Here is a 24713-nt window from a genome sequence, read left to right as displayed (position 1 = left end):
GGGGACCCAATGGACGACATCCCTCGCAGCGTGCCCGACCCCGACCCGCAGGCGAGGTTCTGGGAGCGGCAGGGGCAGACCCAGACCGCGGTGGAGCGCCTCGAGCGCGGCGCGCCGCAGCGGTCGATGTCCATCAGCGACGACACCGGCCGCGGCATCCGCGCCGACGAGACGGGCTTCCGGACGGTCGACGCCGACGGCGACACGATCGCCATCCTCCAGACCTCCGACGGCACCTTCGTGGTCCTGGACCCCGCCACGGGCGCGCCCCGCGCCCGATTCGGCGCGCTCCTGTCCGCCCCGGGCGAGTACGGCGGCGAGATCTGGGACATCACGAACGGCGTCTGGGTCCGGCTCGTCACCGGCGCCTCGGTGTCCTGGGAGGCGATCACCGGAAAGCCGGCCACCTTCCCACCCTCGTCGCACACCCACGCCGGCGGCGACGTCACGTCCCGGGTAGCATCCGCGACCGACGCGATCGGCACCGCCTCCGGCTGGGCGAACAACGTCCAGGGGACCACGTTCTACGCCATGTGGGCCGGAAACGACGGCGCGTTCAGCTTCGGCCGGAACACCTCCTCGCTCCGGTACAAGCAGAACGTCCGCGACCACCCCGTGGACCCCGCCGCCGTCCTCAAGCTGAGGCCGCGGCTCTTCGACCGCAAGGACTACAACGACGCCGAGACCGGCGAAGTCAAGCAAGGCGCCCGGAACGAGTACGGCCTGATCGCCGAGGAGGTCCAGGAGCACGTCCCCGAGCTCGTCACGTGGTTCGAGGGGCAGATCGACGGCATCCGCTACGACCTCATCGGAGTAGCCCTCCTCGACGTCGCCCGAGCCCAGCAGACCCGCATCGAAAAGCTCGAGCAGCGCCTCGCCGCGCTCGAAGGAGGAGGCATCATTCCATGACCGCGAACCGCGCCATCGGCGTCCCCGTCAACGGGAGCGTCGGCACCACGCCCCTCGAGGCGCGCCTCGCGCTCGCGGGTCTCTACGCCGAGAACGCCCCCGGCGTACCCCGCTCCGGGGTCCTCGCGCAGTCGTCCTCGAACCTCGTGACCGCCTCCGCATCCGACATGTCCTACAACATCGGGCCATGTCAGCTGGTCATCAGCCGCTCCGCCTCCGAGGGCGTGTACAACCCGACCCTGACCGGGACCTCGAATATCGCCACGACGGCGGCCCCGGTCTCGGGATCCCGCTGGGACCTCGTCTACGTCCTGCAGCGGGACCAGGCCAAGGGCGACGCGGACAACGCGCCCATCATCGGCGTCGTGCAGGGAACCTCGGGGGCGACTCCCACGAAGCCCTACGCCTCCGTTCCGGCAGGCGGCTACGTGCTCGCAGAGGCGCAGATCTTCGCCGGAACGGCCAACGCCGCGGCGGCGCCCAACACAGTCGCCCAGGTATGGCGCCACACGGCGACGCGCGGTGCGCCGGTCCCGGTCCGGAGCGCGACGGAGCGGGCCGAAATCACAGCCCCGCAACTGGGCATGGTTGTCGCCCGCCTGGATCTTGGCGGCACCTTGCAGGTATGGGACGGGACCGCATGGAGGTGGACGTCCCCGGTCCAGTTCGAATCGAACGTCGCCAAGCCGGCCGGCTCCGAGTGGAGGACGTTCAACGGTCTTGTCAGTGCAGTGGCGGGAACTGATGCCAACGGCTACGGGGAGTTCCAATTCGGGGTCAACGGACTGCCGACCTTCACCGGCGTAGCCAACGTTCAGCTGACGGCTTTCCACCCCGTCGACACCTTCATGTTCACGGCTACTGTCCAGGTCTTCGACACGACCAAGATCCGCTTCCGTGCCCGCCGCCTTGATGGCTCCGGGTGGGCGAATGGCTATGGGTCGATCTCTTGCTACATCTCCGTGGTCGGCTGGTGATCCTGTCCCCGATGCGCTGTGACTACTAAGGACGGACAAGACGTGTGGACCTTCAATGGCTCGTGCCCGTCACGGGACTCCTCGGCGCTATCGGGACGGGGGTCGGGTTCCTCATCAGCAGGGCCGACAAGCGGCGCGAGGCGAGGGAGGGTGCCGTGATCGCGACCCTCAAGGAGATCATCGCCGAGCTCAAGGGCCAGAAGCGGCGCCTCGAGCGGAAGGTGCACATGCTGCGCCGGACGGCGGGCAGTTGGCGAGAGCAGCTCATCCGCCACAACATCACCCCCGATCCAGAAGAGTGGCCGGAGGACCCAGAAGATGACGAGCAGTGAGAAGGACTGGGACGCGGACCTTGAGCAGCAGGAGTCGGACCTCCGCCGCCGCAACCGCGCAGTCAGGCGCAGGAACCTCCTGCTCTTGGCAATCGCCGCGCTCGCGGTGATGTTCGCAGCCGTGAGCATCGGCCTCGCGCTGGAGAACCAGCGCCTGGCGGCGACACAGGCAGCCGAGAAGAAGAGCCTGGCCGAGGAGTTCGCCGCCGCGTGCGAGCGGGAGGACTTCGCGTCGTCGACGGCCGGACGGAACATCTGCGCCAAGGCCGCCACGGTCGCCGCGTCGCCGGAGCCCGTCGCGGGCCCGGCCGGAAGGGACGGCATCGACGGCAAGGACGGCGCCGAAGGGGCTCCCGGCGCCCAGGGCCCCGCAGGTCCCCCGGGCCCCGGTGGGCCGCCAGGTGAGCCCGGACCCCAAGGGATACAGGGAGAGCCGGGAGCGACGGGCCAGACGGGCGCCACAGGGGCGACGGGCGCGACCGGGCCACAGGGCGAGCCCGGCCCCCATGGAGAACCCGGTCCGCAGGGCGAGCCGGGTCTAGCAGGTCCGGCGGGACCGGCCGGGCCGCAAGGCGAGCCCGGCGCAGCGGGCCCCGCGCCGTCTTCGTTCACCTTCACCGACGTCACCGGCCGCACCTACAGGTGCACCCCCAACCCGCCGGGCTCGACCACCTACACGTGCGAGCCCACCCCGACAGGAGTCCCCTGATGGTCAACCTCGCCGTCACATATCAGCGGCCGGACGGGGCCTCGGCCTCGCTGTGGGCGGAGATCCAGGCATGGGCTGGGTCGAGGGCGCAGACGAAGGGCTTCGTGGCAGGGTCGGGCGCGACCACATGGAACATCACGAGCCACAATGCAGACCGCCTGGGCGTCGCCCATGCGGTGGATATCGGCGTCGACATCGAGGGCGATGGGACGGGCTTGACCCTCGCCCAAGCCGAGTGGCTCGCCGAGCATCTGCGCGAGCTCGGCCGCGTCGACTACGCCGCCGGCAGGCCGGGCCGCCTCGCGTACATCATCTACCGCGGCCGAATCGCTGGCGACCACACGGGCTGGGCGTGGGTCGCCTACACGGGATCCTCTCCGCATCTGGACCACATCCATGTGTCCACGTGCTTCGACTTCTACTGGGGCGATCCCGTGTGGGGGACACCCCAGTCCGTGTGGGACGACCGCTCATCGTGGGGCGTCTCCGGCATCAACCCCGCCGGCGGCGGAAACACCACCCCAATCGAAGTTCCCGAGGAGGACATCATGGCATCCATCGAAGACCTGAAGGCGGCGCTTACCAGCCCGGAGGTTCTGAAGGCCCACTATCAGGCGGTCTGGTTCGGCGTCCCAGGAGCGGACCTGATCCTGAACCACCGGCTCAACCGTGGCGAGTGGCCGAACACTCTCCTGGGGGCGAGCGAGCGCCGTATCGCCCTCGAGATTCTTCCCGCCGCTCTCGGCGCCATCAAGGCGGGCGGGGAAGTTGACCCGGAAGCCATCGCCAAGGCCGTCGTGGACGCCTTCGGTTCGGATGTCGCCACGCTCGTGGCCGACAAGCTCAAGGTGGTCGCCAATGGCTGAGCACCGCGCGACTCAGACCGAGCACCCGTGGCGCGCCGCGATCCGGACGTTCGTGCAAACCGTGATCCCCGCGCTCATCGGTCTCGCGCTCATCGTCCCGCTGGTAGTCCAGACCGCGCTCGACGGCGTGGGGCACCTGATCCCGCCGGAGTGGGCCGCGGCCGCGACCGGCATCGCCGTGTCGATCGCGGCGGTCGCCGCCATGGTCGCGAGGGTCATGGCCCTGCCCGCCGTCGTCGAGTGGACGAAACGCTGGGTGCCCTGGCTCGCGCCCACCGCACGGGATGAGGGGGACGGATGACGCGCAACTGGGTCGACGGCGCCGCCGGCGGGACGCCGATCAATGCCGCCCGCCTCAACGGCATGGAGGCCGACATCCTCGCCGCCCTCGGGGTACCCGACGCTGCGCTCGCGGGCCGGATCTCGAACACCGGATCGCAGGCGCACGCCGCACTATCCGATGCATTTGTGAAGAAGGGCGCCCTCGTCCTCAACGTCAAGGACTACGGCGCGAAGGGCGACGGCGCCACCGATGACACGGCAGCGATCCAAGCGGCCATCACCGCGGCCACGGCCGGCGCAACGATCTTCTTCCCATGGACCGGCTCGGCTGCCTACTACAAGACCACGGCCAAGATCACCGTCACCAAGGCCAACCTCCGATTCCTCGGCGCACCACGGGATGGGTACGCCGTGTCCATCCGATGCGCCACCGCGAGCGTCACCATGCTCGAGGTCAAGGCGTCCGGGTTCGTCCTCCAGGACATCGCCCTGTTCGGGGACTCATCCGCGACCAACGGTGCAGGGGCAACCGTGACCGGGCTGGATCTCTTCGGGGACACGGATGGGAACATCGACGCGGCGATCCGCGGAGCCACGTTCCAAGGCCTCGCTGTCGCGGCGAAGACCCGTGGCCGCAACGCCGTGTTCTCGGCCGAGACCATCGTCTCGAACTGCCTCAAGGGCTTCGTGATCGACGGGAAGGATGCCGTCTACCACACCGGCCCGAATGCGGACCAGAATCGCGGCAACACCGTCAAGGACTGCCGGTTCCACAACATCGGGAACGCCTCCACCGACGCCGCTGTCGAAGTCACAGTTGCCGCGAAGATGCTCCACGGGATCATTGAGGGGAACTTCTTCGACTCCAACGGCGTCGGCCGCCACATCGTCGCGACGGGTGACGCGACCAATCCATGCAAGGGCCTGACCATCCAGGGGAACAAGCACACCGAGACGCAGGCCGACGTCTACGCGCTCACCTACGTGCACAACACCACGCTCCGGGGTGCAGACATGATGGGCAACGCCGGGGTTGGCGGGTCGCTGTCCAACGGGATCGTCGCGAACAACTGCGACACGCTGCGCATCCTCGACGTGTCCGGCCTCCAGCTCGGCAAGTCCGGGCTCATGGCCCGCAACTGCATCCGCCTCGTCGTCCGCAACGTCCACTTCCGAGCCATCGGCACCGACTCCGGTTCGACCGGACACGGGTTCGATGTGGACTCCACGAACAGCCAGTGCGACTTCACCAACCTGAGCGTCGAGACCACGGACGGGTGGGGCTTCACCGGATCCCCCACGACCTCGAAGCTCGGCCGCTACGCCTTCCGTTCCTGCACCCTCGGAGGGATCGACTCGACCACGTTCATCCCAGATCAGGTGTACCTTCCCGCGTCCGAGATGGGTGCGATCACCGGCTCCCCGACCCTCGCAGGCCAGCCCGGCGTCGGCTACCCCATGGCGTGGCAGCTCGACGCCACGACCGTCGAGCAGGTCGTCGGCCAGATCAACGCCCTCCCGAACGACTGGGAGACCTTCGACGCCTACATTGTGTGGGCGGCGACGGACGGCGCGGCTGGGAACGTCATCTGGGACCTGAACTACTCGTTCATCATCCAGGGCCAGCTCACGAGCAACGGCAATACCGCGAATCCGGGCACGGCGCAGGCAGTGCCTGGTGTCGCGGGGCAGGTGATGAGGTACAAGATCGCCTCGGGGAAGGCGCGGAGCACGGCCCCGATGGTCATCCGGGTGGACCGCAACGCGGCCAGCGGCAGCGACACGTACGCCGCCGACGCCTCGCTTCTCGGCGTGCAGCTCGTCCGCGCCTCCTAGGTACGGCGGCGCGGGGAGACTGACCCTCCCCGCGCCGCCACTGACGGGCGTTTGAACCGAGTACAGGCGCCGTGGCTTAAGTCAGTCCCGGGAAATTAAGCGAGTAGCCATTACGGTTGTTTGGGGAATCCCTGACGGATAGCTTCTTCATATGGCGAGGGAGTCCGACAGGAATGACCAGCCGGCATCCCCAAACGGAGCCGGCGTAAAGCGGCGCGGGGTAATCCGATTCGGGACACTAATAGCCGCGATTACCGGCGCGTCAATTTCAGCCGTCGGCACAAATGGTGCCGTGGCTGCACCCCCCAAAGACAACACGGCGTACGTGCCCACTGCCGAGAAGGGCGCCCCGTCGGGTGTGGCGACACTGGACGCCGTGTCGAAGATTCCGACCGTGCAGATTCCAGACCTCTCGGGCATCTATGGGCGCAGGAACGACACCTTCATCGACGACTTCCCGAGGCGGGATGGGGAGGCCGACGATGCGCCGCGTCTCGGCCGAGCCGTTGCCGCCGCGGTCGCGGGCAACGGGCCCAGGGTGATCCGGTTCGGGACCGGCACCTACACGCTGAATGCCAAGACGACCATCTCCGATTCCGAGATCTGCTTCGTAGGCAATGGGGTCTCCACAGTCCTGACCAATGGCAACGACGCCGTGATGGTCGATGTGACCGGCGCCGGGTTCCAGATGCGAGACCTGAAGGTGGGGGTGACGGACACCGCCAGGAGCAATTTCCCGGTCACCGTCACGGGAGGCGTTCGGCCCTTATTTGAGAACCTGTACTTTGACGGGGTCGCGGGGTCTAACCGGGCGGGGATCAATTTCGTCAGCGGCTCGATGGGGACCGTTCACGAATGCATCTTCAACCATTCCTGCATCAGGATCAGTACATGGGATGTGAAGATAGACAAGGTCTATGTCTGGGCGATGACCTGCGAATTCGGCGTCGGCATATTCAACGGTGCCGGGAATACCACGATCATGAACACCGACCTCGTCCCGCCGCTGCAGAGCACGCCGGCCGCGGTCGCGGCGATCTTCACATCCGGGGCGTGCTTCAACACCAAGCTGAGCAACATCTACCTCGACGGCAACCCCACGCTGGACACCCGCAAGGGCATCTACATTGGCCCGAGCGCGGCGGGTGTCCTCATGGAGAACATCAACGCGAACCGGATGGACGATGACGTCATCACCATCGACTCGGCCTACAACGTCCTCCTCAACGGCTACTCCGGGCACACCAACAATGACCGCGGGCGGGGGTCGCGGGAGATCGTCGTCACCAGGACGGGCGTGCAGGGCGTGGAGAACGTCCGCCTGACTAACGTCCAGTGCCTCCGGACGACTCCGGTCACCGGCACTCCGGCCGCCGCCATCGAGGTCGACCCTTCCGTGGACGGCTCGCAGGTCAGCATCGAAGGGTTCGGGATCAAGCAGCCATCCAGGGGCGGAGGCTACACCGTTCCGGAGGTCAAGGCCGATGCCACCAAGACCTCCCTGTCGGGCAAGGGGCAGCTCTCCAGATACGCAGCGCAGGGGTCGGTAGCGTTCGCTGCCGGCGCCACGGGAGTCACGATCGCTCTCTCGACGCCGTACCCACTGGCCTACCGCCCGCTGTCCTCTGACATCGCCCTGACGTTCGACACGGCTGTCCCCTCGTCGCCCAGGATCCAGTTCGTCACCGACAACCAGGTCTACGTGTCATGGTCCGGGTCAGCGGTGAGCGCGGGGCGGGTCTTCTGGCGAGTGGATTTCCGGCGCTAGTCTTCCTCCTCGCCCCTTCGCCATTGCCACCACCACAGGACCGCGCCTAGGGCGACCATGCCCACTATCACCGGTGGCCCGACCGGGCCGTGGACCACCCCCGACGCCCACGCCGTGAGGGACGTGGCCAGGACGCCGAGGGCGATCACCAACGCGAGGGGACGGGTCAAGGGTAGTCCTTCCCGGCTTCCTCGAATGCTTGACCATGAGGTACCAGAAGTAGATGACGAACAAGTTCTCGATGCGGAGCATGATGCTCTCGGAGTTGAAGTAGAAGCACGTGGCGATGAGGAATGCGATGTCGGTGTGTCGGCCGGCGCGGAAGAGATTCTTGGTGGCCCGGTAGAACAGGACGACCACGATCCCGCAGAGGAGGATCCCCCCGCCCACGAGCAGGTGCAGGTATGAGTTGTCCACGATGGTCACGACTCGGTCGAAGTACTTCACGCCCGTGGACAGCAGGTAGTCGTCGGGCCGCAGAGCGCCGAGGAACGCGGCGTACCAGCGCGGACGGTTGCTCCAGAGGGCGTTCGCGGCCGGGTCATCGGCGAGGCTGGCGAGGCCGAACGCGACGGGCAGGAAGATCAGCGGCAGAAGGCCCACCAGGACCCGGAGCAGATGGACCCGCGCCAGGTGCGGGACCACGAACAGGAGCCCCACGAACGCCAGCAGGGAGAAGTAGCCACCGCGGGCGTCCGTGGCTAGGAAGAGGCTCGTGGCGAGCCCGAGAGCGGCCAGCAGGACCAGCGTGCGCCGGCTGCGGCGCCAGGCCTTCCGGGTGTAGAGGATCGCGAGGGCACACGCCCCGTAGACGAGGTTGAAGAAGAACGGGACGCCGTCCGTGCCGAACGTCTGACGCTCCCGCAGGGCCAGCACCTCGTTCTGGGTCACGCCGGTCCAGAGGAAGACGAACACCAGAAGCAGCGACACCGCCGATCCGAATGCCAGCGCTCGGGTCACGCGTCGCTCGTCCAGTGGGAGCATGCCCGCCACGAGGAGCAAGACGAACACGTAGGAGAGCTGGTCAGGGTTGTCCCGGATCAGGAACAGCCCCAAGGACATGACGATCGTCAGTGGGATCAGTCGTGGGATGCGGGTGTCGTTGAAGAACATCGCCACGACCAGCAGCCCCATCGACCCCACGCGGAGCACGTTCTTGAGCTGCGACTCTTCCGGCACGACGGTCTGGATCAGGACGGCGTTCACCGCGAGTACCATGAGGACCGCGTAGACGACCAGCTCGAGCCCGCCGTCGCCGAAGGTCTTCCCCCGCGCAGGCAGCGCGAGTGTGTTCATCCTGGACAAAGGCGTCCCCCAATTACCTTCGAAGTGACAGGATCAGAGTCTAGCCCCCACCCGCCCTCAAGGGTGGGGGCTAGACCTATCGTCTGCCCCCACCTACGGCCAGATGCGGCCCGGGTGGGGGCGCTTTCGTGCGTCATAGGGGCGGCGCACACTGGCGGCATGGAGTGGGTAGCCGACGGCAAGCGGCATGTGTACGAGTTCGAGGACCCCGACCCGAGGGAGATCACGAGCGTCCCCTACGGTGAGGACGTCCGCGTGCAGGTCACGTTTCCCACTTGCTCCGTGTACGCCCAGACCCGGTTCTGGACTAAGGACAAGGTCTGCGTCCACTGGCACGACGAGGAGTCCTGGTACAAGACCTGCTGGGTCCCCGCCGACTGGGTGCGCAGGGTCAGCGCGGAGGAGTATGGCGTCTACATCGAGGAGCAGATCAACAGGATCCGCCGCCCCGGCCCAGACGAGCCGTGGAAGGGCTATCCGCTGCCGGGCTGAGTGCGCCGCGTGAGACGCCGCTCACGTCTCACCTGCCGCCAATTTCCCATGCGCACCCGCCAGTTTTGGGCTCGAATGCGGATCGAGGTCCTCGGCGGCTTCCCGCTCCGGACGAGGCGCAGGACCTCGTCATGGGTTCTTATCCAGTCGAGGGTCATCGCGTTTCGCCCCGGACCCCAGACCATGTCCGGGTCACCGGTGAGGCCCTCCTGCACCCTCTGGAGGTCCTCGGAGATTCCGAAGAAGCCGTACGCTGCGGAGTGGATCTTGTGGTCCGCGACGAGCTCGATGTACGACACCAGGCTGCGCATCTCCTCGATCTCCCTCGCCGTCTCAGCCGGGTCCACGCGCTTGGCCCCGCCCGCCGGGTTGGCCACCGCGTCGAAGGCGTAGTAGACGATCCTTCCCTTGGCGAGGAGGTCCGCTACATGCTTGCGAACGTCATGGAGGACCGTCTGCTTTCGCTGCCACCGAATCGACATGTAGCTGATCCCCGAACCGACGAGTACGCCGAGAAGGGTAAAGGCCGGGGTCAAGAGGGGAGCATAGGTGGGGTCGATCAATTGCGCGCCCATGGGGGAATCGTAGGTCACGACGCGGCCGCGAGGACGGCATTGCGCAGCGCGTTGGTGGGGATGGCGGTGTAGCGCCGCGTGGTCTCTGGCATCGAATGCCCCAGCAGCTCCTGGACGGCGAGCAGGTCGCGCTCGGCCGAGTAAGCCACGGAGGCGAAGCGGTGCCGCAGCGTGTGCCCCGTGTACGTGCCCGGCAGTGCCGCGGAGAGCAGCTTTGAGACGTACGCCGAGGACAGGTGCCCGTCGATCCTCCCCGGGAAGATCCAGCCGCGCTCGCGGGCCAGCAGCTGCGCGGCGAGACCGGGGGAGAGAGGCACGACACGGACGCGGTCGCCCTTGCCGACGACTCGCAGGGTGTGCCCGTCGAAGGCGTCGGGTTCGACGTCGTCGGTGTGGACCTTGCAGATCTCGCAGCAGCGCAGGCCCGCCTCGGCCGCGAGCCGGATCATGAGCTCGTCGCGCTCGTCGGCCGCGAGCCTCGCGGTGCGGATCACGATCTCCGGCGCGGGGCGTGGCCGGCCGATCCTCGGCCGGACGCTGGGCAGCAGCGCGGCCGGGTTCGAGTCGGCGCGCCCGGTGCTGTGCCCCCAGCTGTAGAAGGACCGGAGCATGGCGCGGTGGCTGCGCAGCGTCTCGGCGGCCCACTGGTGCGAGCCGAGCCAGGCCGCGAGCTCGTCCGTGCTCAGGTCGAAGGGACTCCGCTCGGCATACGCCTCGGCCAGGCGGCGCAGCTGCGTGCGGCGGAGCTTGATGGTGTTCTGTGGCTTGCTGGAGGCTCTGAGCCAGGACAGCCAATCAGTGGCAGCCGGCGCCCATCCCCCAGGCACTGGGCGTTCGACAATCATGGCCTGACCGTAGGGCGACAACAAGCTTGAAGGTCAAACCGAATCAGCGGCCAGGAGGGCCGGGAGGCAGCTGCAGTCCCCGTCGGCGTCGTGGTGGTAGCCGATGCAGCGGTCGTCGGGGCAGCCGCATCGGTCGCCGTGCCACCTCCCGTCCTCCCAGAATCGGAGGGAGTACGTCTTCGTGCTCATGCCGTGCTCGTGGATGGCGCGGCGTGCTGGCATGCCGAGGACGGCCATCAGAGGGCCGCCTTCCGCTCGAGGGGGAGCACGACGGCGCTGAGGCGCTCGCTGGCGGCCTCGCGGCGCCGGGCGAGGGGGATGACCTCGCCGAGGTCCTCCTCGGGCTCCGTGGGGGCGTCTGCCGGCTCCTGGGCGGGGAAAGCGATGATGTCGGCCTCGCCTTCGGGGGCCTCGGGTGTTAACCAATGGGTTCCGGGTTCGAGTCCCGGGGGGCGCACCGAAGAGATCGAAGGGCTCCGGCTGATGCCGGAGCCCTTCGGCGTTCCTGGCCCCGCTCAACTGGTCTGCGGGCCCAACCGGTCTGCGGGCCCAACAGGCCTGCCGGCCGTCAGCCTGGTCTGTCAGCCCGGCCTGCGGGCCGCGAGGAGCCGGTGGCGCCCGCGGCGCGACGTCGAGCCGTCCTCATGCAGGATCATCCACGTCCCGAGGGCGAGGGCGATGCACGCCGAGATCAGAATGAGCAACCAGTCCATGGCGTTTCCTTCGCGCGGCCCCCGTCCGGTGGAGGCGGATGAGGCCATTGAACGACGAGCCGTTCGGCGTGTCCACCACCGCGGCCGGCGCAGATCCGGCATGTCGGGCCGGACGTGGCTACAGGCCGGCGAGCTCCTCGAGGAATGCGGCGAGGTCGGCCGCGTCGTCCTCCTGCTCCAGCACCCCCGCCGGTGCTCCGGGGAGGGGGAGCGCGCACTCGGTGCGCAGCGTGAAGGTCACGACACGCCCAGTGCTCGTGGCGACGTCGAATGCGCCCTGCCCGGCCACCGTGACGTAGGCGAGGTTCGTCAGGTCGATCGTCGTGGGCTGGCCCGCGGGGGCGAGGCTCGTCCGGTCGAAGGGCGCGAGCACGAGCTCGACCGGCCGGCGCCGGTAGCCGAGGACGAGGCCCCGCGCCGCCGGAGCCCCGGGGACCTGCCCTGTGACGGTGCCCCCGCACTCCGTCGCGCACACGAGGTTGTAGTCGCCGTAGTTCGGGATCTGGCCGTCGAAGACACGATGGAGCGCGGCCTTCAGAAGGCCGTCGGACTCCGCGTCCCGCAGGCTGGACTCTGCTGTGCTCGCGTCGCTGCTCACGCCGGGAGGCTCCTTTCGCCGCCCCCAGTCTACGGACAGTCCTAGACTGTGCCCCATGACCGATGAGAGCCAGGCCACAGGATCCCGCGCGGACGTCGACGTCAAGCCCCGCAGCCGAGCAGTCACGGACGGCATCCACGCAGCCCCCTCCCGGGGCATGCTGCGGGCGGTCGGCTTCGGCGACGAGGACTTCGCCAAGCCGCAGATCGGCGTCGCGAGCTCGTGGAACGAGATCACCCCCTGCAACCTCTCCCTCGACCGGCTCGCCAAGGCGGTCAAGGAGGGCGTCCACGCCGCGGGCGGGTTCCCGATGCAGTTCGGCACCATCTCCGTCTCCGACGGCATCTCCATGGGCCACGAGGGCATGCACTTCTCCCTCGTCTCGCGGGAGGTCATCGCCGACTCGGTCGAGACCGTCATGCAGGCCGAGCGCATCGACGGCTCGGTGCTCCTGGCCGGCTGCGACAAGTCCCTCCCGGGCATGCTCATGGCCGCGGCCCGCCTCGACCTCGCGAGCGTCTTCCTCTACGCCGGATCGATCATGCCCGGCTGGGTCAAGCTCGAGGACGGCACCGAGAAGGACGTCACGCTCATCGACGCCTTCGAGGCGGTCGGAGCGTGCGCCGCCGGCAAGATGTCGATGGGGGACCTCGACCGGATCGAGCGGGCGATCTGCCCGGGCGAGGGCGCGTGCGGCGGCATGTACACCGCAAACACCATGGCCAGCGTGGCCGAGGCCCTCGGCATGTCCCTCCCGGGATCCGCGGCCCCGCCCTCGGCGGACCGCCGCCGGGACGCGTTCGCCCACCGCTCCGGAGAGGCCGTCGTCAACCTCCTGCGCAGCGGCATCACCGCGCGCGACATCCTCACGCGCGAGGCGTTCGAGAACGCGATCGCGGTCGCCATGGCCTTCGGCGGCTCCACGAACGCCGTGCTCCACCTGCTCGCGATCGCCCGCGAGGCGGAGGTCGAGCTCGAGCTCGAGGACTTCAACCGCATCGGCGACCGCATCCCCCATCTGGGCGACCTCAAGCCCTTCGGCCGCTACGTCATGAACGACGTCGACCGCGTCGGCGGCGTGCCGGTCATCATGCGCGCGCTGCTCGACGCCGGGCTCCTGCACGGCGACGCCCTCACCGTCACCGGCAGGACTGTCGCCGAGAACCTCGCGGACATCAACCCGCCGGACCTCGACGGGAAGATCCTGCGGGCCCTGGACAACCCCATCCACGCCACCGGCGGCATCACGATCCTGCACGGCTCGCTCGCCCCGCAGGGCGCCGTGGTCAAGACGGCGGGCTTCGACGCCGAGGTGTTCGAGGGCACGGCCCGCGTCTTCGAACGCGAGCAGGGCGCGCTCGACGCGCTCGACGCCGGGCAGATCACGGCGGGGGACGTCGTCGTCATCCGCTACGAGGGCCCCAAGGGCGGCCCCGGCATGCGCGAGATGCTCGCCATCACCGGGGCGATCAAGGGCGCCGGCCTGGGCAGGGACGTCCTCCTGCTGACCGACGGCCGCTTCTCGGGCGGGACGACCGGGCTGTGCATCGGCCACGTCGCGCCGGAGGCGGTCGACGCCGGCCCCATCGCCTTCGTGCGCGACGGCGACCGCATTCGAGTGGACATCCCCGCGCGCCGCCTCGACCTGCTGGTCGACGACGCCGAGCTCGCGCGCCGCAGGGAGGGCTGGGAGCCGCTGCCGGCGCGCTACACCCGCGGCGTGCTCGCGAAGTACGCCAAGCTCGTGCACTCGGCGAGCGAGGGCGCCGTCGTCGGCTGACCGCCGGCTGAAGACCCTCTGCTGAAGACCCTCGGCCGAGGAGGGCAGCGGCGGCCGAAAATCGGCCCACAGTCTCACGTGCTGGAAGAGGGTCCGCAATGTGAGACGCCCTTGGGGCAAATTGACACTCTTGCTGGCCAGCGGCAAGACTGTGGGCATGCAGACCGAACCGACCGGCATGGTGCTCGATGTCGTCGTCCTTGCCAAGCGCGTGGCTCACTGAGCCCGTCTGGCACGATCTGTCACGCGCAACCCCTCGCAAAGCCTCAAGGCTGCAGGGGTTGTTTTTATTTGAGCACAGCACTTCGCCACGAAGATCCTAAGGAAGAGACTGATGAGCAAAGGAACGCCGATCAGCCCATCGCTGATGGCTTCGAAGCCGTCCGCGGCCAAGGCCGCGGATTCTGTCGACACCGTCGACTCTGCCTCTGCCGTCCTGGGGCCCAACCGCGTCGTTGAGCCCACAGAGATGACTGGATCTGAAGCAATTGTCCGCTCGCTCGAGGAACTGGGCGTGGACGATGTCTTTGGTCTTCCGGGCGGCGCGATCCTGCCGACCTACGACCCTCTGATGGCTTCGAAGATCAACCACGTGCTGGTGCGCCACGAGCAGGGCGCAGGCCACGCTGCCCAGGGGTATGCGATGGTCACCGGCCGTGTGGGAGTCTGCATCGCGACGTCGGGACCGGGAGCCACCAACCTGGTGACCGCGATCGCCGATGCGCACATGGACTCCGTTCCCCTCGTCGCAATCACCGGCCAGGTCTCGAGCGCGGTCATCGGCTCGGACGCCTTCCAGGAAGCGGACATCGTGGGCATCACCATGCCCATCACGAAGCACTCCTTCCTCGTCACAAAGGCCGAGGACATCCCGCGCACGCTCGCCGAGGCCTTCCACCTCGCCTCGACCGGCCGCCCGGGGCCCGTCCTCGTGGACATCACGAAGGACGCCCAGCAGGCCAAGACGACGTTCAGCTGGCCGCCCAAGATCGACCTGCCGGGCTACCGCCCCGTGACCCGCGGCCACAGCAAGCAGGTGCGCGAGGCCGCCCGGCTCATCGCCGCCTCGTCGAAGCCCGTCCTGTACGTGGGCGGCGGCATTGTCAAGGCGCACGCCTCGGCGGAGCTCCTCGCCCTCGCGGAGGCCACGGGCGCCCCCGTCGTCACGACGCTCACCGCGCGCGGCGCGTTCCCCGACTCGCACCCGCAGCACATCGGCATGCCCGGCATGCACGGTGGCGTCGCGGCCGTGACGGCGCTCCAGCAGGCCGACCTGCTCATCACCCTCGGCGCCCGGTTCGACGATCGCGTGACCGGCGTCCTGAGCACCTTCGCGCCGAACGCCAAGGTCGTCCACGCCGACATCGATCCCGCCGAGATCTCCAAGAACCGCACGGCTGACGTGCCGATCGTGGGCTCGGTCAAGGAGATCATCCCGGAGCTCACCGAGGCCGTCCGCGCGTCCGGCGCCGCTCCCGACCTGGAGTCGTGGTGGTCGTTCCTGCGCCGCCTCCTCGAGGACTACCCGCTCGGGTGGACCGAGCCCGAGGACGGGCTCATCGCCCCGCAGCGCGTCATCAAGCGAATCGGCGAGCTCACCGGCCCCGAGGGCGTCTACGTCGCCGGCGTCGGCCAGCACCAGATGTGGGCCGCGCAGTTCATCCAGTACGAGCGTCCGCACGCATGGCTCAACTCGGCCGGCCTCGGCACGATGGGCTACTCGGTCCCGGCCGCCATGGGCGCCAAGGTGGGCAACCCGGACCGCGTCGTGTGGGCGATCGACGGCGACGGCTGCTTCCAGATGACCAACCAGGAGCTCGCGACCTGCGCCCTGAACAACATCCCGATCAAGGTCGCGGTCATCAACAACTCCTCGCTGGGCATGGTGCGCCAGTGGCAGACCCTCTTCTACGACGGCCGCTACTCGAACACCGACCTGCACACGGGCCACGAGACCGTGCGCATCCCGGACTTCGTCAAGCTCGGCGAGGCCTACGGCTGCGCGTCCTTCCGCGTCGAGCGCGAGGAGGACATCGACGCCGTGATCAAGGAGGCGCTCGAGATCAACGACCGCCCGGTCGTGATCGACTTCGTCGTGAGCCCCAACGCGATGGTGTGGCCCATGGTGCCCGCCGGCGTGAGCAACGACCTGATCCAGGTCGCCCGCAATTCCACCCCCGACTGGGAAGAGGAGGACTGAGTGTCCCGCCACACCCTGTCCGTGCTGGTTGAGGACAAGCCGGGCGTCCTGACGCGCGTCGCCGGCCTCTTCGCCCGCCGGGCCTTCAACATCCACTCGCTCGCCGTCGGCCCGACGGAAGTGGACGGCGTCTCCCGCATCACGGTCGTCGTCGACGCGGAGGGCGACCTCCTCGAGCAGGTCACGAAGCAGCTGAACAAGCTCGTGAACGTCATCAAGATCGTCGAGCTCGTCCCCGAGAACTCGGTCCAGCGCGACCACGTGCTCATCAAGGTCCGCGCCGACGCCGTCACGCGCCTCCAGGTGACGCAGGCCGTCGACCTCTTCCGGGCGTCGATCGTCGACGTCTCGACCGACTCCCTCGTGGTCGAGGCCACGGGGACCACCGAGAAGCTCGACGCGCTCCTGGGAGTGCTCGAGCCCTTCGGGATCCGCGAGATCGTCCAGTCGGGCACCCTTGCGGTCGGCCGCGGCTCGCGGTCCATGAGCGACCGCGCCCTGCGCGCGAGCTAGCCCCCCAGTTCCCAGTCCCAGCCAAGGAGAAAACCAAGTGACTGAGCTCTACTACGACGACGACGCCGATCTTTCGATCATCCAGGGCAAGAAGGTCGCCGTCATCGGCTATGGCAGCCAGGGCCACGCCCACGCCCTCAACCTGCGCGACTCCGGCGTCGACGTCCGCGTCGGCCTCAAGGAGGGCTCCAAGAGCCGCCCGAAGGCCGAGGAGGAGGGCCTGCGCGTCCTGACCCCGCGCGAGGCCGCGGAGGAGGCCGACGTCGTCGTCATCCTCGCCCCGGACCAGGTGCAGCGCCACCTGTACGCCGAGGACATCGCCCCGGCCCTCAAGGATGGCGACGCCATCGTCTTCGGCCACGGCTTCAACATCCGCTTCGGCTACATCAAGCCGGCGCCGGGCGTCGACGTCATCCTCGTCGCCCCGAAGGCTCCGGGCCACACGGTTCGCCGCGAGTACGTCGCGGGCCGCGGCATCCCGGACATCATCGCCGTCGAGCAGGACGCCACGGGCAAGGCCTGGGATCTCGCGAAGTCCTATGCGAAGGCCATCGGCGGCACCCGCGCGGGCGTCATCAAGACGACCTTCACCGAGGAGACCGAGACCGACCTCTTCGGCGAGCAGGCCGTGCTCTGCGGCGGTGTCTCCCACCTCGTCCAGGCGGGCTTCGAGACGCTGACCGAGGCCGGCTACCAGCCGGAGATCGCCTACTTCGAGGTCCTCCACGAGCTCAAGCTCATCGTCGACCTCATGTGGGAGGGCGGCATCGCCAAGCAGCGCTGGAGCGTCTCCGACACGGCCGAGTACGGCGACTACGTCTCCGGCCCGCGCGTCGTGACCCCCGCGGTCAAGGAGTCGATGAAGGAGATCCTCGCCGACGTCCAGTCCGGCGCGTTCGCCAAGCGCTTCATCGACGACCAGGACAACGGCGCCAAGGAGTTCCTCGAGCTCCGCGAGAAGGAGGCGGAGCACCCGATCGAGGCCACGGGCCGCGCGCTGCGCTCCCACTTCTCCTGGAAGCAGCAGGACGCCGACTACACCGAGGGCTCCGCAGCCCGCTAGCCGGGCACGGCGGCGGGCGCGAACGTGGTGCCCGCCGCCGCCCGCCGTCGTCCACCCCTTCCCCTCGCATCTTTCATCCCCTGAAACCGAAAACTGGAGAGGCCCCCCAGTGAGCACCGAGAAGCCCGTCGTCCTCCTCGCCGAGGAACTGTCCCCTGCCACCATCGAGGCCCTCGGCCCGGACTTCGAGATCCGGCACACCGACGGCGCCGACCGCGCCCAGCTCCTCGCCGCGATCGCCGACGTCGACGCGATCCTGGTGCGCTCGGCGACGCAGGTCGACGCCGAGGCCATCGCCGCCGCGAACAAGCTCAAGATCGTCGCCCGCGCGGGCGTCGGACTCGACAACGTGGACATCAAGGCCGCGACCCAGGCCGGCGTCATGGTCGTCAACGCCCCGACCTCGAACATCGTCTCCGCCGCCGAGCTCACGTGCGGGCACATCCTCTCTCTCGCGCGCAACATCCCCGCCGCCAACAGCGCCCTCAAGGGCGGGGAGTGGAAGCGCTCGAAGTACGCCGGCACCGAGCTGCTGGACAAGAAGCTCGGCGTCATCGGTCTCGGCCGCATCGGCGCGCTCGTGGCCGCCCGCATGCAGGCCTTCGAGATGGAGATCCTCGCGTACGACCCGTACGTCACCGCCGCGCGTGCCGCCCATCTCGGCGTCAAGCTCGTCACGCTCGACGAGCTCCTCGAGCAGAGCGACTTCATCACGATCCACATGCCCAAGACCCCCGAGACCGTGGGCATGCTCGGCAAGGACGCCTTCGCGAAGATGAAGCGCAGCGCCTACGTAGTCAACGTCGCGCGCGGCGGCCTCGTGGACGAGACGGCCCTCGCCGAGGCCCTCGACGCGGGCGAGATCGCCGGCGCCGGCATCGACGTGTTCGCGAAGGAGCCGAGCACCGACCTGCCGTTCTTCGGCCACGACAACGTCGTGGTGACCCCGCACCTCGGCGCGTCCACGGACGAGGCCCAGGAGAAGGCCGGCATCTCGGTCGCGAAGTCGGTCCGGCTGGCCCTTGCGGGCGAGCTCGTGCCCGACGCCGTCAACGTCGCAGGCGGCGTCATCGCCCCCGACGTCCGCCCCGGCATCCCGCTCATCGAGAAGCTCGGCCGCGTCTTCACGGCCCTGGCCCACGAGTCGTCGGTCACGCAGATCGACGTCGAGGTCGCCGGCGAGATCGCCGCGCTCGACGTCAAGGCGCTCGAGCTCGCGGCGCTCAAGGGCGTCTTCACCGACGTCGTGTCGGAGAACGTCTCCTACGTCAACGCCCCCGTGCTCGCCGAGCAGCGCGGCGTCGCCGTGCGCCTGCTCACGACCACCGAGGCCGAGGACTACCGCAACGTCCTCACGATCCGCGGCCTGCTCCAGGACGGCTCGCAGGTCTCCGTGGCCGGCACGCTCACCGGGCCCAAGCAGATCCAGAAGATCGTCGGCATCAACGGCTACGACGTCGAGATCCCCGTCACGGAGCACCTCGTCGTGATGTTCTACTCCGACCGCCCCGGCGTCATCGGCACGATCGGCCACATCCTCGGCATGAACGAGATCAACATCGCCGGCATGCAGGTGGCCCGCTCCGAGGCCGCCGGCCAGGCCATGGCCCTGCTCACCGTCGACTCGGCGATCCCGTCGAATGTCCTCGAGACGGTCAAGAGCGAGATCGGGGCCTCCGTGGTCCGCGAGATCGACCTCGAGGACTAAAGGCCCGGCGCACGACGGCGACCCCACCGCATGCGGTGGGGTCGCCGTCGTCTTTAACGCCGGTGCCCGGGACTGCGGTAATTTCTTAGGGTGACGTCGACTGCCAAGACCCCCTTCTACATCACCACCGCCATCACGTACCCGAACGGCGAGCCGCACATCGGCCACGCGTACGAGTACATCTCGGCGGACGCGATGGCGCGCTTCAAGCGCCTCGACGGCTACGACGTCTTCTTCCTCACGGGCACGGATGAGCACGGGCTCAAGATCGCCCAGACCGCCCAGAAGGCCGGGCTCACCCCCAAGGAGTTCGTGGACCGCCAGGCGGAGGTGTACCGAGAGGTGCACGAGCTCGTCGGCACGACCTTCGACCGCCTCATCCGCACCACCGACGCGGACCACTACGCCGCCGCCCAGGACATCTGGAAGCGCATGGAGGCCAACGGGGACATCTACCTCTCCAAGTACGAGGGCTGGTACTCCGTGCGGGACGAGGCCTTCTACACCGAGGAGGACACGGTGGTCCGCGACGGCGTCCGGTACTCGAAGGAGACCGACACCGAGCTGACCTGGACCGCCGAGGAGAGCTACTTCTTCCGGCTGTCCGCGTACCAGGACAAGCTCCTCGCGCTCTACGAGGCCCAGCCAGAGTTCGGGGCCCCGACCTACCGGTTCAACGAGGTCATCTCGTTCGTGCGGCGCGGCCTCGAGGACCTCTCGATCTCCCGCACGTCCTTCGACTGGGGCGTCCCCGTCCCGGGCTCCGAGAACCATGTGATGTACGTGTGGGTCGACGCACTCACCAACTACCTGACCGGCGTCGGCTACCCCGACGTCGAGTCGGAGCAGTTCACGAAGTACTGGCCCGCGGACGTGCACATCATCGGCAAGGACATCTCGCGCTTCCACGCGATCTACTGGCCCGCCTTCCTCATGAGTGCGGGGATCGAGCTGCCCAAGCGCGTCATGATCCACGGCTTCCTGCAGAACAACGGCGTGAAGATGTCGAAGTCGCTCGGCAACGTCGTGGCTCCGCGGGACATGATCGGCCAGTACGGGCTCGACACGATGCGCTACTTCCTGCTGCGCGAGGTCCCGTACGGCGCCGACGGCTCCTACAACCACGAGGCGATCGTGTCCCGCATGAACGCGGACCTCGCGAACAACCTCGGCAACCTCGCCCAGCGCTCCCTGTCCATGGTCGCGAAGAACCTCGACGGCGTCGTGCCCGAGCCGGGGGAGTTCACCCAGGCGGACCGCGCCATCCTCGACGCCGCCGCCGGGCTCCTTCCGGCCGCGCGCGCCGCGTTCGAGAAGCAGGAGTTCTCCCGCGCCCTCGAGGCCATCTGGGGCGTTCTCGGCGACACGAATGCGTACTTCGCCGACCAGGCGCCGTGGGTGCTGCGCAAGACGGACCCCGCCCGCATGGCGACGGTCCTGTACGTCACCCTCGAGGTCGTCCGGCAGGTCGCGGTCCTGGTCCAGCCCGTCATGCCGGGCTCGGCGGCGACGCTCCTCGAGGTCCTCGGCCAGCCCGAGGGGGAGGCGCGGCAGTTCGCCGCCCTCGCCACGCCGATCGCGCCGGGCACCCAGCTGCCCGCCCCGGCGCCGATCTTCCCCAAGTACGAGGAGCCGGCCGGCGCCTGACCTCGGCCCCCGCCCGCCGAGGTGGGGGTTTCTGCCGCCGAGGTGGGGGCCTGTGCCGCCGAGACGGGGCCTGCACCGCCGGGGTGGGGGCTTGTGCCGCCGAGGTGGGGGACACACGACGGCGACCGCTCGCCGTCGTGCCCCCGGCCCCGCCACCGCTCGGGGCGCTCGACGCGACCGAGTCGGGCCCGTGGGGAGGCGTGAGGAACGCGCGCAGGGCCTCGACGTCGTCGAGCTCCGGCCAGTAGATGTTCAGCACCCGCCATCCAGCCGCGATGAGCCGGGCCTCCCGTGCCTGCTGCGCGGCCACCTTGGCGTCCGGCGGGCCGTAGTCGAAGTACGTCGCGAAGCCGTGCACTTCGATCACGAGCCGCCGCTCCGCCCAGCCGAAGTCCACACGCTCGCGCCCGCCCGCCGTCGTGATCCAGAGCTGAAGCTCCGGCTCCGGCAGATTCCACTCGGCCAGGAGGAGCCTGAGGCGCGTCTCGGCGGGGGACTCGGACCTGCCGTCGGCGGCCGTGAGGACCTCGCGGACGCGACGGATCCCGCGTGTTCCCTTGCCCTCGAGGACGAGCCGACGGAGTTCCCCGACATCGGCGCCGTGAGCCAGGCCAGAGTCGGCGACGATGACGGCCAGCTCGAAGGGCAGGAGCCGCGCGCAGTCGATGATGGTCCGCTCGAGGGACGTGACGCGTATGCCGTTGTGGATGCGGATGTCGCGATCCGGGATCCTCTGATTGTGCCGGACCACATCGTCGCGGACCCCGGTCTCGCCGGCGCGGCTCGCGTGCCCACATGCACGAGCGGCCGGGCCCGCCACAGCGACAATCCCCAGAGCAGTGCCGCAGACGTGTGCGTATACACATGGGACTCGCCCGACGCCGCGGCGTTGTGCGCGCAGATCCGCACGATCATCGGATCCGGCGTCCCGGACAGGTTGGGCGCATAGTTCCCCCGCTCGTGCCGGGTCAGTTCCCCGGAGTCGACCAGCCCACGGATGCCGGTCCTGTCCACGCCCCATGCGAGGAGCTCCGCCGTCGTGAGGACGGGCGACAGCGCGTGGCTGGCAAGGGCGTGAAGGCGTCTGCGGGCGTCCGGGTCCAGATTGAGGTCCATGCTCGGAGTGTCCCGTGAGATCCTCGGCCTGCGGCGTCCTTGTCACTGGATGTGGACAAGGTGGCCGAAACTGTGGGGCTGTGGAGGAGGTTTCGACGCCCCCATGTCGGCGGCGTACACCCCCATCTCGGCGGTGCGCGCCCCCATTTCGGCGGCCTGGCGGGAGGAGTCTTCTATCCTGTGGGGCATGGACTCGACGGCCGCGGTGCGGCAGCGCCTCGCGACCCAGCGGCTCACCGCCGAGCCCCTCGGCTCTGCCGGGGACGCAGTGCGGCTCCTGCTGGGGGTCCAGGCCCAGGAGCGTGAGCACGCCCTGTCGTCCCTCGTGCTCCGCTCGCGCGTCCCCTCCATCGCCGCCGCCAGGGCCGAGCTGGACACTGGGTCGTTCGTCCGGACCCACATCCTGCGCCAGACGTGGCACTTCGTCGCCGCGGAGGACCTGCGCTGGCTGCTCGATCTCACGTCGCCCAGAGTCGAGGCGAAGGAGATGGCCCATGTGCGCAAGTTCGTGCCGGAGCCGCGCGACCTCGACCGCGCCCTCGACCTCATCGGTTCGGCGCTGGCGGGCGGAAGGCTCTCGACCCGCAAGGAGCTCGGCGCGCTCATGGCAACGCACGGCCTGCCAGGGGCGGGGGAGGCGGTCGGCCACGTGCTCATGATCGCCGAACTGCGCGGCCTCATCTGCGGGGGTCCGATCCGCGGCAGGGAGCACACGTACGGCCTGGTTGCGGACCTCATCGATGCGCGACCGGACACGCCGAGCCCGGACGGGATGTCGGGTTCGCGCGAGGCCTCCCTCGGCAGGCTGGGCCTGCGGTTCTTCGCCGGCCATGGACCCGCCTCGGCCAAGGATCTCGCGCGGTGGGCCACGCTCACTGCCGCGGACGCGAAGGCCGCCGTCGCCGCTGCGCGCTCCTCCGGCGACCTCGAGGAAGTCCAGGTCGACGGGATCCCGCACTGGTTCTCGCCCGCAGCGTCGGCGGCGCCGGCCGCAGCCCGGGTGGCGGAGGCCTTCCTGCTCCCGGTCTACGACGAAGCGGTCCTCAGCTATCCGCTCGTCACCTTCCCGTCGCTCGCGGATGCGCCGGCGGTCGGGGGCGTCGAGGCCTCGTGGGGGTGGGTCGTCCTCGACGCGACCCGCGTCGGCCTCTGGAAGCGGACCGTGCACGCGGACCGCGTCACCGTGGAGACGCGGCTCGCCCCCTCGCTCGGCCGCGGGGAACGACGGCGGGTGGCCGCCGCCGTCGACCGCCTCGCCGCGGCCAACGGACTCCCGCCCGAGCACGTCGAGGTCTGATGGCCGGAACCGGGCCGTCCGCACTTCGAGACGACCTGACCAGCATGTGGATGCCGCCGATATCCTAGGGCCATGACGCAGACGCAGCTCGACCTCGCAGTGATCCCCGGCGACGGCATCGGCCCCGAAGTGACGGCCGAGGCCCTCAAGGTCCTCCGCAAGGCCCTCGAGGGCACGGACCTCGATGTCAAGGAGACCCACTACAGCCTCGGCGCGCAGCACTGGCTCGAGACGGGGGAGACGATCTCCGACGAGACGCTCGCCGACATCCGCGGCCGCGACGCGATCCTCTTCGGCGCCGTCGGCGCGGCGCCCGGCGACACGCGGATCCCCTCGGGCCTCATCGAGCGGGAGCTGCTCCTCAAGCTGCGCTTCACGCTCGACCACTGCGTCAACCTCCGGCCGTCGAAGCTCTACGCGGGCGTCGGCAGCCCCCTCGCCAACCCGGGCGACATCGACTTCGTCGTCGTGCGCGAGGGCACCGAGGGCCCGTACACCGGCAACGGCGGCGCGCTGCGCGTCGGGACCCCGCACGAGATCGCCACCGAGGTCTCGGTCAACACGGCGCACGGCGTCGAGCGCGTCGTCCGTGACGCCTTCCGCCGCGCCGAGGGCCGCCGCAAGAAGGTCACGCTCGTCCACAAGCACAACGTCCTCGTCTACGCGGGCCACCTCTGGAAGCGCACGGTCGAAGCCGTCGCCGCCGAGTTCCCCGGCGTCGAGCACGACTACCTGCACGTCGACGCCGCGACGATCTTCCTCGTCACCGACCCGGCCCGGTTCGACGTCATCGTGACCGACAACCTCTTCGGCGACATCCTCACGGACCTCGCCGGCGCAGTCACGGGCGGCATCGGCCTCGCCGCGAGCGGCAACATCAACATCGACCGCACGGCGCCGTCCATGTTCGAGCCGGTCCACGGCTCGGCCCCGGACATCGCCGGGCAGCAGAAGGCGGACCCGACCGCGGCCATCCTCTCCGCGGCCCTCCTCCTGGACCACGTCGGCCAGTCCGAGGCCGCGGCGAGGATCGAGGCGGCGGTCACGGCGGACGTCGAGTCCCGCACCCCCGGCCAGAAGCGCACGACGGCGCAGGTCGGCGACGCGATCGCGGCTCGCCTCTAGTTGTATCTGCCGCTGGCGCCGCCGCCCATGTGGGGCGGAGCCCGGGCGTAAGCTGTA

General features: G+C 69.1%; 25 protein-coding genes. 18 read left to right on the top strand and 7 right to left on the bottom strand.

Annotation, left to right across the window (positions count from 1 at the left end):
• Positions 1–9 precede the first annotated feature (9 nt).
• The 8 genes from ACUYMY_RS10690 to ACUYMY_RS10655 all read left to right on the top strand — a co-directional run bounded on the left by ACUYMY_RS10690 (position 10) and on the right by ACUYMY_RS10655 (position 7679).
• On the top strand, positions 10–909 hold the full coding sequence (locus ACUYMY_RS10690) for a tail fiber domain-containing protein (RefSeq protein WP_481703537.1): 900 nt from the start codon (positions 10–12) through the stop codon (positions 907–909).
• Positions 906–1886: a hypothetical protein gene (locus tag ACUYMY_RS10685; RefSeq protein ID WP_481703536.1), complete on the top strand. Its 981-nt coding sequence runs from the start codon at positions 906–908 to the stop codon at positions 1884–1886. Before ACUYMY_RS10690 ends, ACUYMY_RS10685 begins: the two co-directional genes overlap by 4 nt.
• Positions 1887–1930: 44 nt before the next feature.
• A complete protein-coding gene (locus ACUYMY_RS10680; RefSeq protein ID WP_481703535.1) occupies positions 1931–2218 on the top strand; it encodes a hypothetical protein in 288 nt (95 codons plus the stop codon).
• Positions 2205–2927, top strand: a complete 723-nt coding sequence (locus ACUYMY_RS10675; RefSeq protein WP_481703534.1) for a hypothetical protein — start codon at positions 2205–2207, stop codon at positions 2925–2927. Before ACUYMY_RS10680 ends, ACUYMY_RS10675 begins: the two co-directional genes overlap by 14 nt.
• The gene (locus tag ACUYMY_RS10670; protein ID WP_481703533.1) at positions 2927–3793 is read left to right on the top strand and encodes a hypothetical protein; all 867 of its coding nucleotides are present in this window, start codon (positions 2927–2929) and stop codon (positions 3791–3793) included. Before ACUYMY_RS10675 ends, ACUYMY_RS10670 begins: the two co-directional genes overlap by 1 nt.
• On the top strand, positions 3786–4094 hold the full coding sequence (locus ACUYMY_RS10665; RefSeq protein WP_481703532.1) for a hypothetical protein: 309 nt from the start codon (positions 3786–3788) through the stop codon (positions 4092–4094). The genes ACUYMY_RS10670 and ACUYMY_RS10665 overlap by 8 nt, the downstream gene beginning before the upstream one ends.
• Positions 4091–5911 carry a glycosyl hydrolase family 28-related protein gene (locus ACUYMY_RS10660; protein WP_481703531.1) on the top strand — a complete coding sequence of 607 codons (1821 nt, stop codon included), beginning with the start codon at positions 4091–4093 and terminating at the stop codon, positions 5909–5911. The genes ACUYMY_RS10665 and ACUYMY_RS10660 overlap by 4 nt, the downstream gene beginning before the upstream one ends.
• A gap of 292 nt (positions 5912–6203) precedes the next feature.
• Positions 6204–7679, top strand: a complete 1476-nt coding sequence (locus ACUYMY_RS10655; RefSeq protein WP_481703530.1) for a hypothetical protein — start codon at positions 6204–6206, stop codon at positions 7677–7679.
• On the opposite strand, the gene ACUYMY_RS10650 is transcribed toward ACUYMY_RS10655, so the two are convergent.
• A complete protein-coding gene (locus ACUYMY_RS10650; protein ID WP_481703529.1) occupies positions 7629–8975 on the bottom strand; it encodes a hypothetical protein in 1347 nt (448 codons plus the stop codon). The two genes, ACUYMY_RS10655 and ACUYMY_RS10650, sit on opposite strands and share 51 nt — an antisense overlap.
• A 168-nt stretch (positions 8976–9143) precedes the next feature.
• Here ACUYMY_RS10650 and ACUYMY_RS10645 point away from each other — a divergent pair, with 168 nt between their 5' ends.
• Entirely contained in the window at positions 9144–9476 is a 333-nt protein-coding gene (locus ACUYMY_RS10645) for a hypothetical protein (protein WP_481703528.1), read from the top strand.
• Here the strand turns inward: ACUYMY_RS10645 and ACUYMY_RS10640 are convergent.
• From ACUYMY_RS10640 to ACUYMY_RS10615, 6 genes are all read right to left on the bottom strand, one after another.
• Positions 9458–10051 (bottom strand): hypothetical protein, encoded by a 594-nt coding sequence (locus tag ACUYMY_RS10640; RefSeq protein WP_481703527.1) that lies wholly within the window; start codon positions 10049–10051, stop codon positions 9458–9460. The genes ACUYMY_RS10645 and ACUYMY_RS10640 overlap by 19 nt on opposite strands.
• A 14-nt stretch (positions 10052–10065) precedes the next feature.
• Positions 10066–10896 carry a tyrosine-type recombinase/integrase gene (locus ACUYMY_RS10635; protein WP_481703526.1) on the bottom strand — a complete coding sequence of 277 codons (831 nt, stop codon included), beginning with the start codon at positions 10894–10896 and terminating at the stop codon, positions 10066–10068.
• A gap of 33 nt (positions 10897–10929) precedes the next feature.
• The gene (locus tag ACUYMY_RS10630; RefSeq protein ID WP_481703525.1) at positions 10930–11085 is read right to left on the bottom strand and encodes a hypothetical protein; all 156 of its coding nucleotides are present in this window, start codon (positions 11083–11085) and stop codon (positions 10930–10932) included.
• Between the two features lie 47 nt (positions 11086–11132).
• Complete coding sequence (locus ACUYMY_RS10625) at positions 11133–11354, bottom strand: hypothetical protein (protein ID WP_481703524.1); 222 nt, start codon at positions 11352–11354, stop codon at positions 11133–11135.
• Between the two features lie 123 nt (positions 11355–11477).
• Positions 11478–11609 (bottom strand): hypothetical protein, encoded by a 132-nt coding sequence (locus ACUYMY_RS10620; protein ID WP_481703523.1) that lies wholly within the window; start codon positions 11607–11609, stop codon positions 11478–11480.
• A gap of 118 nt (positions 11610–11727) precedes the next feature.
• Positions 11728–12207 carry a hypothetical protein gene (locus tag ACUYMY_RS10615; RefSeq protein WP_481703522.1) on the bottom strand — a complete coding sequence of 160 codons (480 nt, stop codon included), beginning with the start codon at positions 12205–12207 and terminating at the stop codon, positions 11728–11730.
• Between the two features lie 55 nt (positions 12208–12262).
• Between ACUYMY_RS10615 and ilvD the strand changes: the two genes are divergently transcribed.
• From ilvD to ACUYMY_RS10570, 9 genes are all read left to right on the top strand, one after another.
• Complete coding sequence (gene ilvD / locus ACUYMY_RS10610) at positions 12263–13987, top strand: dihydroxy-acid dehydratase (protein ID WP_481703521.1); 1725 nt, start codon at positions 12263–12265, stop codon at positions 13985–13987.
• A 334-nt stretch (positions 13988–14321) separates the two neighbouring features.
• On the top strand, positions 14322–16187 hold the full coding sequence (locus ACUYMY_RS10605; RefSeq protein WP_481703520.1) for an acetolactate synthase large subunit: 1866 nt from the start codon (positions 14322–14324) through the stop codon (positions 16185–16187).
• Positions 16188–16700 carry an acetolactate synthase small subunit gene (ilvN, locus tag ACUYMY_RS10600; protein WP_077487636.1) on the top strand — a complete coding sequence of 171 codons (513 nt, stop codon included), beginning with the start codon at positions 16188–16190 and terminating at the stop codon, positions 16698–16700.
• Positions 16701–16737: 37 nt separating this feature from the next.
• Complete coding sequence (ilvC, locus tag ACUYMY_RS10595; protein ID WP_481703519.1) at positions 16738–17763, top strand: ketol-acid reductoisomerase; 1026 nt, start codon at positions 16738–16740, stop codon at positions 17761–17763.
• A gap of 109 nt (positions 17764–17872) precedes the next feature.
• Positions 17873–19471: a phosphoglycerate dehydrogenase gene (gene serA, locus ACUYMY_RS10590; protein ID WP_481703518.1), complete on the top strand. Its 1599-nt coding sequence runs from the start codon at positions 17873–17875 to the stop codon at positions 19469–19471.
• Between the two features lie 90 nt (positions 19472–19561).
• Positions 19562–21118, top strand: coding sequence for a methionine--tRNA ligase (metG, locus tag ACUYMY_RS10585; protein WP_481703517.1), 1557 nt, complete (start codon positions 19562–19564; stop codon positions 21116–21118).
• Positions 21119–21470: 352 nt separating this feature from the next.
• Complete coding sequence (locus ACUYMY_RS10580; RefSeq protein ID WP_481703516.1) at positions 21471–22067, top strand: hypothetical protein; 597 nt, start codon at positions 21471–21473, stop codon at positions 22065–22067.
• A gap of 354 nt (positions 22068–22421) precedes the next feature.
• Entirely contained in the window at positions 22422–23531 is a 1110-nt protein-coding gene (locus ACUYMY_RS10575) for a DNA glycosylase AlkZ-like family protein (RefSeq protein ID WP_481703515.1), read from the top strand.
• Positions 23532–23603: 72 nt separating this feature from the next.
• Positions 23604–24656, top strand: a complete 1053-nt coding sequence (locus ACUYMY_RS10570; RefSeq protein WP_481703514.1) for a 3-isopropylmalate dehydrogenase — start codon at positions 23604–23606, stop codon at positions 24654–24656.
• Positions 24657–24713 lie beyond the last annotated feature (57 nt).

This window comes from Sinomonas sp. T428B (genome assembly GCF_056780155.1).
Note: the sequence above shows the minus strand (reverse complement) of the source record. Positions and strands in the feature narration are given on the sequence as shown.

Excerpts from the sequence above, each read along its gene's own strand:
- ACUYMY_RS10685 (WP_481703536.1), top strand. The coding sequence starts at position 906 with ATGACCGCGAACCGCGCCATCGGCGTCCCCGTCAACGGGAGCGTCGGC.
- ACUYMY_RS10665 (WP_481703532.1), top strand. The coding sequence starts at position 3,786 with ATGGCTGAGCACCGCGCGACTCAGACCGAGCACCCGTGGCGCGCCGCG.
- ACUYMY_RS10660 (WP_481703531.1), top strand. The coding sequence starts at position 4,091 with ATGACGCGCAACTGGGTCGACGGCGCCGCCGGCGGGACGCCGATCAAT.
- ACUYMY_RS10670 (WP_481703533.1), top strand. The coding sequence starts at position 2,927 with ATGGTCAACCTCGCCGTCACATATCAGCGGCCGGACGGGGCCTCGGCC.
- ACUYMY_RS10570 (WP_481703514.1), top strand. The coding sequence starts at position 23,604 with ATGACGCAGACGCAGCTCGACCTCGCAGTGATCCCCGGCGACGGCATC.
- ACUYMY_RS10575 (WP_481703515.1), top strand. The coding sequence starts at position 22,422 with ATGGACTCGACGGCCGCGGTGCGGCAGCGCCTCGCGACCCAGCGGCTC.
- ACUYMY_RS10650 (WP_481703529.1), bottom strand. The coding sequence starts at position 8,975 with ATGAACACACTCGCGCTGCCTGCGCGGGGGAAGACCTTCGGCGACGGC.
- ACUYMY_RS10620 (WP_481703523.1), bottom strand. The coding sequence starts at position 11,609 with ATGGACTGGTTGCTCATTCTGATCTCGGCGTGCATCGCCCTCGCCCTC.
- ACUYMY_RS10605 (WP_481703520.1), top strand. The coding sequence starts at position 14,322 with ATGAGCAAAGGAACGCCGATCAGCCCATCGCTGATGGCTTCGAAGCCG.
- ACUYMY_RS10630 (WP_481703525.1), bottom strand. The coding sequence starts at position 11,085 with ATGAGCACGAAGACGTACTCCCTCCGATTCTGGGAGGACGGGAGGTGG.
- ACUYMY_RS10675 (WP_481703534.1), top strand. The coding sequence starts at position 2,205 with ATGACGAGCAGTGAGAAGGACTGGGACGCGGACCTTGAGCAGCAGGAG.
- ACUYMY_RS10640 (WP_481703527.1), bottom strand. The coding sequence starts at position 10,051 with ATGGGCGCGCAATTGATCGACCCCACCTATGCTCCCCTCTTGACCCCG.
- ilvD (WP_481703521.1), top strand. The coding sequence starts at position 12,263 with ATGACCGATGAGAGCCAGGCCACAGGATCCCGCGCGGACGTCGACGTC.
- ACUYMY_RS10645 (WP_481703528.1), top strand. The coding sequence starts at position 9,144 with ATGGAGTGGGTAGCCGACGGCAAGCGGCATGTGTACGAGTTCGAGGAC.
- ACUYMY_RS10690 (WP_481703537.1), top strand. The coding sequence starts at position 10 with ATGGACGACATCCCTCGCAGCGTGCCCGACCCCGACCCGCAGGCGAGG.
- ACUYMY_RS10635 (WP_481703526.1), bottom strand. The coding sequence starts at position 10,896 with ATGATTGTCGAACGCCCAGTGCCTGGGGGATGGGCGCCGGCTGCCACT.